This is a genomic window from Streptomyces roseolus, from assembly GCF_014649855.1.
Taxonomy (GTDB): domain Bacteria; phylum Actinomycetota; class Actinomycetes; order Streptomycetales; family Streptomycetaceae; genus Streptomyces; species Streptomyces roseolus.
Genome location: NZ_BMTV01000033.1, coordinates 1 through 13373, shown reverse-complemented (window position 1 = coordinate 13373; position 13373 = coordinate 1). Strand labels below are relative to the sequence as shown.

The 13373-nt window shown below is 74.3% G+C and carries 10 protein-coding genes; 5 read left to right on the top strand and 5 right to left on the bottom strand.

Annotated features, from left to right (window positions below; genetic code table 11):
• Positions 1 to 61 precede the first annotated feature (61 nt).
• From IE245_RS30745 to IE245_RS30735, 3 genes are all read left to right on the top strand, one after another.
• On the top strand, positions 62 to 892 hold the full coding sequence (locus tag IE245_RS30745) for a DUF1206 domain-containing protein (protein ID WP_189953535.1): 831 nt from the start codon (positions 62 to 64) through the stop codon (positions 890 to 892).
• A gap of 225 nt (positions 893 to 1117) precedes the next feature.
• On the top strand, positions 1118 to 1609 hold the full coding sequence (locus IE245_RS30740; protein ID WP_229851716.1) for an ATP-binding protein: 492 nt from the start codon (positions 1118 to 1120) through the stop codon (positions 1607 to 1609).
• Positions 1610 to 1625: 16 nt separating this feature from the next.
• On the top strand, positions 1626 to 2036 hold the full coding sequence (locus tag IE245_RS30735; RefSeq protein WP_229851733.1) for a hypothetical protein: 411 nt from the start codon (positions 1626 to 1628) through the stop codon (positions 2034 to 2036).
• A gap of 75 nt (positions 2037 to 2111) precedes the next feature.
• Here the strand turns inward: IE245_RS30735 and IE245_RS30730 are convergent, their stop codons facing one another.
• Entirely contained in the window at positions 2112 to 4247 is a 2136-nt protein-coding gene (locus IE245_RS30730; protein ID WP_189953530.1) for a SpoIIE family protein phosphatase, read from the bottom strand.
• Between the two features lie 225 nt (positions 4248 to 4472).
• Here IE245_RS30730 and IE245_RS30725 point away from each other — a divergent pair, with 225 nt between their 5' ends.
• Complete coding sequence (locus tag IE245_RS30725) at positions 4473 to 5390, top strand: pirin family protein (RefSeq protein ID WP_189953528.1); 918 nt, start codon at positions 4473 to 4475, stop codon at positions 5388 to 5390.
• A gap of 89 nt (positions 5391 to 5479) precedes the next feature.
• Here the strand turns inward: IE245_RS30725 and IE245_RS30720 are convergent, their stop codons facing one another.
• From IE245_RS30720 to IE245_RS30710, 3 genes are all read right to left on the bottom strand, one after another.
• On the bottom strand, positions 5480 to 8857 hold the full coding sequence (locus tag IE245_RS30720) for a S8 family peptidase (protein ID WP_229851710.1): 3378 nt from the start codon (positions 8855 to 8857) through the stop codon (positions 5480 to 5482).
• Between the two features lie 781 nt (positions 8858 to 9638).
• Positions 9639 to 10172 (bottom strand): DUF7822 domain-containing protein, encoded by a 534-nt coding sequence (locus IE245_RS30715; RefSeq protein ID WP_189953526.1) that lies wholly within the window; start codon positions 10170 to 10172, stop codon positions 9639 to 9641.
• Positions 10173 to 10276: 104 nt separating this feature from the next.
• Positions 10277 to 11320 (bottom strand): saccharopine dehydrogenase family protein, encoded by a 1044-nt coding sequence (locus tag IE245_RS30710; protein ID WP_189953524.1) that lies wholly within the window; start codon positions 11318 to 11320, stop codon positions 10277 to 10279.
• Positions 11321 to 11450: 130 nt separating this feature from the next.
• On the opposite strand from IE245_RS30710, the gene IE245_RS30705 reads away from it, so the two are divergent.
• Complete coding sequence (locus tag IE245_RS30705; protein WP_189953522.1) at positions 11451 to 12386, top strand: helix-turn-helix domain-containing protein; 936 nt, start codon at positions 11451 to 11453, stop codon at positions 12384 to 12386.
• Positions 12387 to 12543: 157 nt separating this feature from the next.
• Here the strand turns inward: IE245_RS30705 and IE245_RS30700 are convergent, their stop codons facing one another.
• On the bottom strand, positions 12544 to 13296 hold the full coding sequence (locus tag IE245_RS30700; RefSeq protein WP_189953520.1) for an anti-sigma factor: 753 nt from the start codon (positions 13294 to 13296) through the stop codon (positions 12544 to 12546).
• Between the last annotated feature and the right edge of the window lie 77 nt (positions 13297 to 13373).

Sequence of the window (13373 nt, the reverse complement as noted above, 5' to 3'; positions counted from 1 at the left end):
CGGCGCGCGGTCGGGGCATGCGAGGGGTCCGGACGAAGGCGAGGAAAAGGGGGGAGCCGACATGACCACCGTCGGATCGTCGTGGGCCGCCGCGAGGCGAGCGGCTCGGGGAGACGTCGTGCGCACGGGTGCCCGGGCCGGTTTCGCGGCGCGCGGTGTGCTGTACCTGCTCGTCGGAGTCCTGGCGGTGCGCATCGGCCTGACGGGCACGAACGAGCAGGCCGACCGGGGCGGGGCCCTCACCGAGGTCGCCGCGACGCCCTTCGGGGCCGTCCTGCTGTGGGCGCTGGGCGTCGGACTCGCCGGAATGGCGGTGTGGCGCCTCTCCGAGGCGCTGTTCGGCTCGGCGGGGCCCCAGGGCGACGGCGCGGGCAAACGCGCGCTGTCCGGCGCGCGGTTCGTCTTCTACGGGGTCTCGTCGTTCCTCGTCCTGGCCTTCGCGGCCGGCGACCGGGGCAGCGGGGCCGGCTCCACCGACCGGCAGAGCCAGGACATCACCGGACGCCTCCTCGCCCTGCCCGGCGGCCAGTGGTGGGTGGGCGCCGCGGCCGCGGGGCTCCTCGGCGCGGGACTGTGGATCGCCGGCCGGGCGGCACTGCGCACGTACCGCAAGCACCTCACGTGGGACCGGATGTCGAAGGGCCGGCGGCGGTTCATGGACGTGACGGGCATCGCGGGAGGCGCGGGACGCGGACTCGTCTTCGGCGCGGTCGGCTACTTCGGTCTGAAGGCGGCGGTCGCCTTCGACCCGAAGGAGTCCAAGGGCGTGGACGACGCCCTCCGCTCCTTCGCCCAGACACCCGTGGGGCCGTGGCTCCTGGTCGCCGTGGCCGTCGGACTCGTCCTCTTCGGCGTCTTCTCCTTCGGCCAGAGCAGGTGGCGCGACGTCTGAGCCCCTTCAAGGCCGTACCGGGGAGCGGCGCCGTGCGGCAGCGGGGCACCGCCGGGCCGGTGAACCCCTGTCGCGGCCGGCCGCCCCGTCGGTCCGTCTGCGGAACGGGGCGCGGGCCCGGTGTGAGGATCCGTTTTCCGGGTAGACGGGCCGCGCACGGAGCACGAGCGCGGGGAGAGGGACAGGATGCCGAGGACAGCAGGCGGTGTGGACGGACGTCCGTTGATGACGGACGTCCTGTCGGTGTCCGGTCTCTTCGAGGGCGGCGAGGACATCGCCGTCGCCCGCGAGCTGGCCCGTGCCTTCCTCGCCGACGCGCGGGCGGCGCACGGCGTCGTGGTGCCCGAGCGCGCGGCGGACGGCGTGGAGCTGGTGGTCAGCGAACTGGTCACCAACGCCCGCAAGCACGCCCCCGGTCCCTGCCTGCTGACCCTGGAGGTCGTCGGGGACGCGGTCGAGGTGAGCGTGTGGGACAGCAACCCCGTCCTCCCGGCGGTCCACGCACCTGACCCGACCCGGATCGGGCAACACGGGCTGGAGATCGTGATGGCGCTCGGTCAGAGCTTCGCCGTGCACCGCGAACCGGTCGGCAAGCGCGTCACGACGGTGATCGCGCTTGCCGACGGCATCCCCGGTGCCCCGGCCGGCCGCGGGGAGCCGCGGAAGGACGAGGAGCGGGCGGGATCTGCGCTTGGCGCGCCTGATCACGGGCGCTAGGGTGCCGGGCGTGGAGATGCGGACGGTCATCGAGGAATTGACGGACGAGGCCGAGCGGCAGCTGCGTCATCGGACCTGGGTTCCGACCCCGGCCGACCGCACCGTCGCCGAGAAGGCCGCCACCGAGTTGTACGCCGCCGTCGGCGCCCCGCAGTCCCAGCAGGCCCTGTCCGACGTCGACCGGCTGGCCCGCCTGCGCGAAGCCCTCGCCGCCCTCGCCATCGCCCTCGCCCACGTCCACGGACGCCTGGCCTGGTTCCTGGGGGCGGCCGTCACCGCCCTCACCCCGATCCTGCACTGGCGCGCCCTGCCCTCCGGCGACGGCCTCACCTTCGGAGCGGTCCAGCCGACCCTTCAGCAGTACGCGGAGGCCGAGGACGCGGTCCGACGGCTCCGTGCCGCCCTCGCCGGCATCGTCACCGCCTGACCCCGCCCCGTCCGGGCGGGGCGCCGACGTCCTGCCGCGCGGCCCGGAAGCACGGTGAACGGCGGTCCTCGCCGATCAGCGGCTGCGCAGGAGGAGCAGCGCGGTGTCGTCCGTGCGGGTGTGCCGGAGGCCGGCGTGGTGGAGGAGGCTGTCGGCCAGGTCGTCGAGGGGCAGGCCGGCGTTCGGCGCGAGCTGACGGACGAGTGCGGCGATGGAGTCGGTGATGTCGGTGCCGGGGGTTTCCACCAGGCCGTCGGTGTAGAGGGCGAGGAGGGCCCCCGGGGGCAGGGCGGCGGTGGTGAGGGGGTAGTCGGCTTCGGTGCACGCGTGGATGCCGAGGAGGGGCCCGGGCTCCACCTGGAGCGCGAGGGTGCGCGGTGCGGGGCCCGGGGTGTGCAGGAGCGGGGGCGGGTGGCCCGCGCCGGCGAGGCGGAGGCGTCCTTCGGCCAGGTCGATGTGGACGTAGAGACAGGAGACGAACAGGTCGGTCTCCAGGTCCATCAGAACGCGGTTGGTGCGGGCCAGGACTTCGCCGGGCGCCGCTCCGGCGGTGGCGCGGACGGCGGTGCGGACCTGGCCCATGAGGGCCGCGGCCTTGATGTTGTGGCCCTGTACGTCTCCGATGACGGCGGCGGCCGCGGTGTCGCCGAGGCGGATCAGGTCGTAGAAGTCGCCGCCGATGTCGACGCCGTGGCTGGCCGGCAGGTAGCGCGCGGTGACGTCGAGGCGGGGGACGGGAGGCAGGGCGGCCGGCAGGAGGGCCTGCTGCAGCCCGTGGGCCAGGTCGTGCTTGGCGTCGTACAGCAGGGCCCGGTCCATGGCTTGGGCGATGAGCCCGGCCAGGGAGACCAGGACGGCGCGGTCGCCCGCGCCGAAGGGGCGGGGGCGGTCGTAGGACAGGATGCAGCAGCCGACGCGGCGCTCGGAGACCATCAGGGGCAGGAACGCCCAGGCCTGTTTGCCGCTGAGCGCGGGTGCCCGGGGGTGGGTGGCGGTCATCTCGGCGGGGTCCGCGTAGAAGGCCGGGACTCCGCTGCGCAGGACGCGACCGACGGGGGTGACGTCGGTGTCGAGGGGCAGGCCGTCCAGGCGGGCGACGTTGCGGGGGTCGTAGCCGCGGTGTCCGATGATCTTCAGGCGGCCGGCGTCGGCGGCGGAGACGACCATGCCCTGGGCCCCGAAGGCGGGCAGGATCTGGTCGGCCACCGTGTCGACGACGTCGGCCACGGTGACCGTCTGGCTCAGGGCGGCCGCCAGGTGGAGCAGCTGGTGGATCCGCCCTGTACCGGGGGTCTGCGGAGAGGGGGCCGAAGCCGCGGTGACGTGCGGCGGCGGAGCATCGGCCGCCGGCCCGCGGAGGCTGGGGGAGAGGAAAGCGGTGATGCCGCTGTCACCGGGGTAGAGCCGGATGTCGAACCAGCGGTCGGAGGGGCCCTGCGCGGTGTAGCCGACGGGCTCGCGGCCGAAGACGGCGGCGCGGTAGTGGTCCTCGTGGACCGGCGCGTCGAGCCAGGGCACGGCCTGCCAGGGCAGGGTGCCGAGGAGGCTGTCGGCGCTGCGGCCGAGCAGCCGGGCGGCGGCGTCGTTGAGGTAGGTGATCCGGCCCTGAAGGTCGAAGCCGAGGGCGCCGACCGGCAGTCGTTGCAGCAGGTCGTCGGCGGCGAGCCCGGTCCGCGCCGGATCAGGCCCGTGCCCCGCCACGGGCACGGTGCGCGGCTCCGCGGGGATGCTCCAGGCGGTGGGGGACCGGTCCAGGATCCGGGTGATCCGGTTGGCGGTGGACAGGATGTGCCCGCGTTCGCGCCGGGTCAGCGAGGGCGGGTGGCTCTGGGGCCACATCAGCGCCAGGGCCCCCCATCGGCGGGCGCCGTGCAGGGGAGCGAAGGCCAGCGCGAACTGGTAGGGCAGTCCGGCCGCCGCGTTCGGATACAGCCGGGCCATGTCCTCCTGCCGCCCCACCCAGACGAGGCGGTCCTCCCGCACCGCCTCGGACAACGGACCGGCGGCCGACACCGCCACCCTCCACCACGGGGCCACGGTCCTCGTCGGCAGCCCGCACAGCGCCATCAGCCCCAGCACCGGTTCGCCCGGCGACAGCAGGTACACGCCCGCCGCCACGGCCCCCGTGCGCCGCACGGTGCCGCTGAGCGTCTGTTCCAGAGAGGCCCAGTCGGCAGACGTGACGCTGTCATCACCCACATGACAAGACATTACGGCGTCGGAGAGGAAGAGGTGCGACCACGGACGAACACGGGCGCTCCGCGGAGGACGTGCGAGCCGCGGGACGCGTGCGACGCCCCCTTGTCCTCCTCGTGCCCCCGCCCCGGGGCCGGGGCACAGGCCGACGCGGTGGCAGTGGATCATGGGGCTTGCGGAAGCGGGAGCCGTCACCGATAATGGTTGAAATTGAAACTAAAACTGGAGGAGGGGTCGGAGATGGGCGACGCGAAGGTCGAGATCCTCACGCCCCGGGACGTCCCGCTGGGCGGCCCGCGCGCCATGACCGTACGACGCACGCTGCCGCAGCGGGCCCGCACCCTGATCGGCGCCTGGTGCTTCGCCGACCACTACGGCCCCGACCCGGTCGCCGAGACCGGCGGCATGGACGTCGCACCCCACCCGCACATCGGCCTCCAGACCGTGAGCTGGCTGTTCAGCGGCGAGATCGAGCACCGCGACAGCCTCGGCAGCCACGCCGCCGTGCGCCCCGGCGAGATCAACCTCATGACCGGCGGCCACGGCATCGCCCACTCCGAGGTCTCCACCCCGGACACCACCGTCCTGCACGGCGTCCAGCTCTGGGTCGCGCTCCCCGACGCCCACCGCGACACCCCGCGCGACTTCGTCCACCACGCGCCCCGCCCGGTCCGCGTCGACGGCGCCGAACTCCGCGTCTTCCTCGGCACCCTCGCCGGCGACACCTCTCCGGTCGCCACCTTCACCCCCCTCCTCGGCGCCGAACTCCTCCTCGACCCCGGGGCCGCCGTGACCCTCGCCGTGGACCCCGCGTTCGAGCACGGCCTCCTCGTCGACGAGGGCGACCTCACCCTGGACGGCACCCCGCTCCGCCCCGCCGAACTCGGCTACACCGCCCCCGGCCGCGCCGCCCTCACCGTCACCAACACCACACCGCGCCGGGCGCGCGCGATCCTCCTCGGCGGCCCGCCCTTCGAGGAGGAGATCGTCATGTGGTGGAACTTCATCGCCCGGAACGACGCCGAGATCCGCCGGGCGCGCGAAGACTGGGCGAACGCCTCCGACCGCTTCGGCGCCGTCCCGGGCTACCCCGGCGACCGCCTCCCCGCCCCCGAACTCCCCACCACCCCCCTCAAGCCCCGCCGCAACCCCCGCTGACGGCCCGGCCGCCACGCACGCCGAACCGGCGCCACCACCCCGGGCGGTGACGCCGGCTCGACAGGCACCGGCCCCTCAACGGGCCGTCGTCACTTGCCGATCCACGCGTTGCGGATCGACAGCGTCGAGGTGTTGCCCTGCTTGTCCGTGACCTCGGCGGCGAGCGAGACGCCCGCGCCCTTCGCCGGGTTCTTCACGAGGATCCGGCCGCCGACGACCGGCACGGCCTGCCACGTCTTCCCCGTGTCGTAACTGACCTTCACGGTCATCGACTTGAGGTTCTTGCCGGCCGCCGAGCCCTGCACGGTCACCGGGACCGAGACCCACGCCCGCTCCGGGGCCCGCGTCTCCAGGTCCACCGGCGCCGCGAAGCGGACCGTGGACACCGGCAGCGACGTGGTCTCCGCGACCTGCCCCGACCGGAACGCGAACGAGGTCTCGACCCGGGTGGACACCCCGGCGAGCTCCGCCGGCCGTTCCACCGAGGTGACCAGGCGGTACGCGGCGTCAGCGCCGTCGACCGCGAAGGTCTCCCCGCCGCTCAGCGGATCCTCGTTCGAGGCGACCTTCTCGCCGTCGCGGTAGAGCGTCGTCGTGGCCGAGGAGTACCGGGTGGAGCCCGTGTGGCCCCTGCCGTCGGCCAGCAGCGGCACCGCGCCGACGAGCCCCTGCTCGCCCGTCACCGGATCGGGCGCCGTACGGAAGACCCCCATGCCCTCGCCCAGGAGCGGGCCGAAGACACCGGAGTTGAACCGCTCGCCGTACGTCCGGCCGGCCTCGTACCGCTTCGGCGCGGCCATCTCGTAGCTGCCCTCGAAGGCCGGGTAGCCCCACTCGTCGGGCGCGCCCAGCTGGTTGAACCGGGTCAGCCAGCGGACGCCGTCCGCCGTGGAGACGTGGAAGGCGCGGATGCCGGGCGCCGGCTGCGGGGCGGAGAAGCCGTTGCCCTCCGGTGCCCCCGGCACGTGCGCGTACGGAGAGGCGAGCGCGGACTTCCCGGGCGCGGAGGCGCCGAGCTCCACCTTCAGGGTGGCGAACTCCTCCGCCTTCGCGTGCCGGGTGTAACCGGTCGCGACCGTCTCCGTCTTCCCGCCGAAGGCCACCGCGTACTGGCTGGTGGCGTCCTTGAGGAAGTGCGCGTCCCAGGTCTGGAGCAGCGAGCCGTCGGTGACGGCCGGGCCCTGGTGGGCGGTCCGGAAGCCGTCGAAGCCGCGCAGCACCCAGCCGTTGCCGACCCGCCCGATCTCGGTGTTCCGCTCGTAGTAGGTGCCCGCGTAATCCGCCCGGTCGATCCCCGGCACGGTCAGCTCCACCGGCTTCGTGGTGCGCGCGTCGACCGTGACCGTGGTGTCACCGGAGACGTCGAGCCTCGGCTGCGCGATCCAGTCGGTGCCCTTGGTGTAGTCCGAAGGGTCCTCGTAGACGGCGGTGTTGAGGGTGTACGACCCCTTGGGCACGCGCAGCGTGTGGCTGCCCGGCTCGTTGTCGATCCGGGTCTGGAAGCCGGCCGCCGGACCGGCGACGCCGGTCAGGGTGTTGGCGAAGTCCCGGGCGTCGGCGCCGTCGCGGCCGAGCGTGCGGACGGTGAGGTCGTACGACTCCGCCTCCCGCACGGCCACCGCGGCCGTACGCACCGACAGGCCCGCGCCCGTGGCGGTGACGTACCCGGTGAAGGTGCCGTCGGTCCCGCCCACGCGGGTGTCGGCGGTGAGCTCGACCTCCGCCGTCCCGCCGGCCGGCACGGTGACCCGGGAGGCACCGAGCGCGAAGAAGCCCTCCGGGGCGGGCTCGCCCGCCGGGTCCAGGCCGGAGACCGACAGGTCGAGGGTGACGTCGGACGTCCCGAGGTTGCGGTAGCCGACCTTCCGGGTGACCGGCTCGTCGTCGGCGTGCGGCCACCGGGCGGTGCCGAAGTTCAGCGACACCGGCCCGGGGATCACGGTCCCGGCCAGCGCCCGGTCGACCTGGACGCGGCCGGTGCCCTGCTGGAAGGCGGTGAGGCCGGCGCCGCCCTCGGCGGCCCCGGTCAGCGCGCCCTTGAGTTCGGCGGCCGACCAGTCGGGGTGCCGCTGCTTCAGGAGCGCGGCCGCGCCCGCCACGTGCGGGGTCGCCATCGAGGTGCCGTCGATCTGGAGGTAGCCCGGCGCCGGATGAGGAGTGCCGGGACGGGTGTCGATCGCGCTGCCCGGCGCGGCGGCGGCCGTGATGGCGACACCGGGCGCGGTCACGTCCGGCTTGACGGCGCCGTCGCCGAGGCGCGGGCCGGTGCCGGAGAAGGGGGCGAGCCGGTCGTCGTGGTCGACGGCGCCGACGGTCAGCGCGGCGTCCGCGCTGCCGGGCGAGCCGACCGTCGAGGCGCCGGCCTCGCCGTCGTTGCCGGCGGCGACGGCGAAGAGGATCCCCTTCTCGGCGGAGATCCGGTCGATCGCCGCCTCCAGCGGGTCGACACCGGGGCTGTCCGGGCTGCCGAGGCTGAGGTTGACCACGTCGGCGCCCTCGGCGACGGCCCACTCCATGCCCGCGAGGACGGCGGAGTCGTCGCCGTACCCCTCGTCGTCGAGGACCTTCCCGCTGAGCACCTCGGCACCCGGCGCCACGCCCTTGAACCGGCCGCCCGACCGCGCGCCGGTACCGGCGGCGATCGAGGCGACGTGGGTGCCGTGGCCGACGCGGTCCGCCGCGTCGGGGGAGCCGGAGAAGTTCTTCTCGCCGACGACGCGGGTCCGCAGGTCCTCGTGGGTCTTGTCGACGCCGGTGTCGAGGACCGCGATCCGCACGCCGGTGCCGTCGAAGCCGGACTCCCAGGCCCGGTCGGCGCCGATCTGCCGGACGCTGCGGTCGAGGCTCGCGCCCCGCACCCCGTCCAGCCAGACCGTGCCGATGCCGGCGGCCGCGGCCCGGGCGCCGCCCGCCCGCCGGTCGGTCAGCGCCTCCCAGACCCGGGCCAGGTCGTCCTGGGAGGCGAGCAGGGCGTCGGCGCCGAGCGTCGGGAAGGTGCGGAGCACCTCGGTGTCCCCGGCCGCGCTGAGCGACGCCCGCGCGGAGGCGGCGCTCCCGTCGTACCGGACGATCAGCTTCAGCCCGGAGCGGTGGCTCGCCCGCAGCCGGGGGTCGGTGAGCACGGAGAGGTCGAACAGCCGCTGGTCGAGCCGGCCGTCCGCGATCAGGGGCCGCGCGTCGGCGGGCACCACGAGGGTGCGGTCGCCGGCGCGCCGCACCTCGACGGGTATGCGCTCGCGGCCGGGAGCGGCCTCGAACCGCACCATCCGGCCCTCGGCGTCCACCACCACCCGGTCGCCGGTGACGAGCGGGATCCGCTGGTCACCGCCGATCCGGGCCGGGTGCGGAGCGGAGGCGTCCGAGGTGCGCGGGGTGGTCGGAGCGGTCGCGACGGCCGGGCCGGTCATGCCCGCCACGAGGGCCACCGAGGTGGCCGCCGCGATCGTGAAGGCGCGTGCTTTCTGCACGGGTGCGCGCAAGTCTCCCCCAGGAGCTTGGGATGAGGTCGAATGGTCGAATCCGGCCAGCGGCGCGAACGGCGCCCGCGGTCGGTCAGCGCAGTATCCGAGGTCATCGACGTGGTGATCAACGGCGGTGGGGGAGCGGGGCTTTGGAACATATGCATTCCGGCCACGGCGGAGGGGGTGAGTTCGATGGGGCGACGACGGGTGTGTGACGAGCGTGTGACACCTGTGCGATGCCTGTGCGACAGCGGCGCCGGACGGACCGTCGGCACCCCAGGTGCGGGAGGGTTTTCCGGGTGCGGCGCCGCCCCGGGCGGAGCGGCCCTCTCCGATTGGCCGTATCCGGGCCGCGGGAACCCGGCCCCGTCCGGGCCGTCGGCGGTGGTGGTTCCGTCGGCGCGAGCGGCGCGAGGCCGCTGCTGTGGATCCCCCGTCCGCACGGACGTGGGAGGGGAGCCGTTCGTCGCGAATGATGGCCCGCCGCCTCGTGGGCGCAGGCGGACGGTCCCGGTGGAGACCACCGAAGCCGAGGACCGCGGTGAGCGGGCGCGGGAGCCGATCGCCCCGCACGTCGAAGTCGCACGCCGAGCCCGTGACGAGGGCAGGTGGGACCCCTCCCGCGAGGGTGAGGGCGAGGGTGAGGGCGACAGGGTGGCGGGGCGGGCGGCGGAGGTGGACGCGGACGGTCTGCGGGGAACCCGTAGAGGCAGGGGCGGTGCGCCCGCCTCCCTCGCGGGCCGGTCGCGTCACCGCCGTCACCGCCGGCGCCCTGCCGAGGGCTTCGTCAGTGGGGGAAGGTGAAGTAGAGGGCGTCGCTGTAGAAGGACGCGAAGTGCTTCTGCCAGTCGATGCGGATCGAGGCCAGCCAGTCGTCGTTCCGGCCGGCGACCGCCGCCTCGGCCTCGGCGACGGCGTCAGGGATGTCCTCCGACACCAGATCCCGCACGCTCGCCGCCGGATCGTCATCGGTCATCGAGACGATCTCCCCGGTCTCGAGGACGAAGTACTTCGCCCGCTGCTTGTCGAGGTGGGCCGTCGTCCTGGCGACGCAGTCGGCGAACTCGGCATCGCCCTCCAAGCCCTTGCCCACCGCGCCCAGGAGGTCGCGGAGCAGGGCCGCCCCGCCCGCGTAGTCCGCGGCGATGCCGATCGGAGGGTTCCAGATCATGGAGGGGACGATCGACGTCCCGCGCCCCACCAGGAGCTTGTGCGCGAGCGGGACGTCCCAGTTGTGTTCGGACACGCAGAGGATCCGCTGGGGGATCCCCGTCTCGTTCGGCATCGAGTCGGCGGAGTAGAGATACGAACGGTTTGCCATGGCGGTGACGCTAACACCGGGGTCCGACAACGCCGGTGCGCCGCGGTCCGCCCGCACGGCCGACGCCGACGGGTCCTGTGCGGGGGCGGGGCGCGTGGCCGGGGTCAGACGTCCCGCTTCTGCGGGCCCAGGTCGCACGTGAGGTGCGGGGCGAGGGCGTGCAGGAAGTCGGAGGCGTCGAAGATCTCGCCGGCGGAAGCCACTCCGAGGGTCTTGGTGCGGCCGGTCAGGACGCGTTCGAGGGCCTCGGCGACGAGGGGCGCGGTGACGGCGTAGATGTCCTGGCCGCCGGCCGTGGCCCGGCGTTCGGTTCCGCCGGAGCGGACGACAACGTCGACGAGGAAGGTCTGGTCCGAGCGCCCGTGTTCGTCGGTGGCGGTGGGGGCCGGCGTGTGAGGGGCGGCGACGTCCCGGGCCGCCCCGGCGCTCATGTAGGTGGTCACATCGGGGATCGAGAGGTGCTGGGGGACGGTGACGACGTCCGCCATCGTGAACTCCCCGATCACCGGCCGCGGTCCGATCGGCTCCGGGAAGGTCCACTCCAGGGTCGGCGCGGCGTCCGTGCGGCGCTGCCACCGCCCGCCGCTGTAACGGAGCCGGTGGTCGCCGCGCCGGGCGCGGGAGACCGCGCCCGAGAGCCGGGTGCCCGCGGTGGGGTGCCAGTTGCTGAGCGCGTAGGCGATGTGCGCCTCGTCGGCTTCGGTCCAGTCGCCCATCGCCGCGGTGGTCAGCAGATCGCCGAGGCCGCCGAAGAAGGCCATGGCCGGCACGATCACCGCTCCCGCGTCCCGGGCCCGCTCGCGGTAGTGGGCGAAGGTGTCGAGGTTGGCCTCCAGTTCGGCGGCCACGTCCAGGTAGGGGATCCGCGCACGGAGCGCGGCCTCGATGACGGGGCCGGTGGTCGAGGCGAAGGGGCCCGCGCAGTTGATCACCGCGGCCGTGCCCGCCAGGGCCCGGTCCAGCGAAGCCGGGTCGTCGACCGACGCCACCCGGGCCTCCAGCCCGTGTGCGTGCGCCATCTCTTCCAAGGCCCGTGCGTCGCGCCCGGACAGCACCGGGGCGAACCCCCGCGCCGCCAGCTCCGCGACCACGAACCGCCCGGTGTGACCGTAGGCACCGAACACCGTCACCGGCCTGCCTGACCCCATGAGACTCTCCCCTGCATCCGAAGGACGCCCGCCGCGGAGGTGATCCGCCGCGGCCCGACACCTCCATCCTGTCCGTCCGTCAGCACCCCGCACGAGCGTCGGAAACGACATGCCGCGTACAGTTTCGGACATGCCCGCCGTTGCGCTGGCCGTCACCGACGGCATGCTCCACTACGAACTGTCCGTGGCCGTCGAGGTCTTCGGAGCCGACCTGACCCACCTCGTGGATCCCTGGTACGACTTCTCCCTGTGCGGGAGCGGTCCGGTGGACGTCGGCCGCTTCCGCCTGGAACCCGACCACGGACTCGACCACCTCGCACGCGCCGACACGGTGATCGTCCCCGGCTGGGCGGACACCGACCGCGACCCGCCCGTCGAGCTGGTCGAGGCGGTACGCGCGGCCCACGCGGCCGGCGCCCGCGTGGCCTCACTGTGCACGGGCGCCTTCGTCCTCGGCGCGGCGGGACTGCTCGACGGCAGGCGTGCCACCACCCACTGGGCCCATACGCGGGAACTGGCCCGGCGCCATCCGGCGGCCGCCGTCGATCCGGACGTCCTCTTCGTCGACAACGGCGACGTCCTCACCTCCGCGGGCAAGGCCGCCGCCATGGACCTGTGCCTGCACCTGGTCCGCCTCGACCACGGCTCCGCCAACGCCAACAAGATCGCCCGGCGCCTGGTCGTCCCGCCGCACCGCGACGGGGGACAGGCCCAGTTCATCACCACCCCCCTCCCCGCCCGGGGCAACCACCCCCTGGGCGAGCTCTTCCCCTGGGTGCTGGAACGGCTGGACCAGCCGCTGACCGTGGAGGACCTGGCCCGCCAGGCCCGCATGAGCTCACGTCACCTCGCCCGGCACTTCAAGCGACTCGCCGGCACCACGCCCCTGCAATGGCTCCACGCCCAGCGCATTCGCCACGCCCAGGAACTGCTGGAGACCACCGACGCCACCGTGGACACCATCGCCGCGGCCACGGGCATGGGAACCGCCACCACTCTGCGCCGCCACTTCCACCGCAGTGTCGGCGTCCCACCCGACGCCTACCGCCGCACCTTCCGTCCCTGAACGAGCACCAGGGCCTGGCGGCACATCGACCAGGCCCCAGGGAGGTGCCCGGTTCGCCCGCCCCTTCTCGCGAAGAGGGAAGCCGAGGGGCGGCCCGCGTCCCGGGCGCGGCTCCGACCGGACCACGTCCATGACGCGCCGCACCGGGGCGGAGGGCTCAGGCAGGCATGTTCATGAGGAGGAGGGGGGCGGTGGTGGGCCGGGGGGAGCCTTCGGAGGGTTCCAGGGTGAGGCCGAGGGCGGTGGCGTCGGCGGGGTCTCCTTCGACCAGGACGGTGCCGTCCTGGTGGATGAAGCCGGCGGGTCGCATGGTGTCGTCGTGCTGGAGCCACAGCTGGTAGGTCCGGCCCGGGGCGGGCGCGGGGAGACCGGTCGCGGTGAAGACGGCCTTGTTCTGGCGCGTGGAGGTGACGACGGTGGTGAGCGCGCCGTTGGTGGCCTTGCCGTGGATCGTCCGGGCGTCGGGCGCGGCCAGGACGCCGCTGAGGGCGTCGAGGTTCTGCTGGGCCTGCTGGGTCTGTTGCCGGGCCTGGCGGGCTTCCTGGTGCTGCCAGACGGCGAGTCCGGCGAAGGACGCGGCGGCGACGAGGCCGGCCGCGAGCCCCAGGGGCAGGATCTTGCGGCGGAGGCGGTCGCCGAGGCTCGTCGCCGTGGGCGGTGCGGTCAGCCGTGGGGGAAGCTGCCGTACGCCGTCGACGGCGTCCAGGGTGCGCTGCTTCAGCGCGGCGGGGGGCTCCTTGGCCGTGGCGCCGGCGAGGCGGGCGGTGGTGGCGTGGAATTCCGCGACCTCGCGTCGGCAGGCCTCGCACTGCTCGAGGTGGCGGACGAAGGCGTTCGACTCCTCGGCGTCGAGGGCGTCGAGGGCATAGGCGCCGGCGAGGGCGTGGATGTCGGTGGCGTGGTCGTTCACGTGGTCACCCCCATGCAGTCGCGGAGCCGGATGAGCCCGTCGCGCATGCGTGTCTTGATGGTGGGAAGAGGCGTGCG

What these genes read in the sequence shown, in the direction of transcription:
- IE245_RS30715 (WP_189953526.1), bottom strand. Translation starts at nt 10,172, where the DNA reads ATGGCAAACCGTTCGTATCTCTACTCCGCCGACTCGATGCCGAACGAG.
- IE245_RS30740 (WP_229851716.1), top strand. Translation starts at nt 1,118, where the DNA reads ATGACGGACGTCCTGTCGGTGTCCGGTCTCTTCGAGGGCGGCGAGGAC.
- IE245_RS30745 (WP_189953535.1), top strand. Translation starts at nt 62, where the DNA reads ATGACCACCGTCGGATCGTCGTGGGCCGCCGCGAGGCGAGCGGCTCGG.
- IE245_RS30725 (WP_189953528.1), top strand. Translation starts at nt 4,473, where the DNA reads ATGGGCGACGCGAAGGTCGAGATCCTCACGCCCCGGGACGTCCCGCTG.
- IE245_RS30735 (WP_229851733.1), top strand. Translation starts at nt 1,626, where the DNA reads ATGCGGACGGTCATCGAGGAATTGACGGACGAGGCCGAGCGGCAGCTG.
- IE245_RS30705 (WP_189953522.1), top strand. Translation starts at nt 11,451, where the DNA reads ATGCCCGCCGTTGCGCTGGCCGTCACCGACGGCATGCTCCACTACGAA.
- IE245_RS30710 (WP_189953524.1), bottom strand. Translation starts at nt 11,320, where the DNA reads ATGGGGTCAGGCAGGCCGGTGACGGTGTTCGGTGCCTACGGTCACACC.
- IE245_RS30730 (WP_189953530.1), bottom strand. Translation starts at nt 4,247, where the DNA reads ATGTCTTGTCATGTGGGTGATGACAGCGTCACGTCTGCCGACTGGGCC.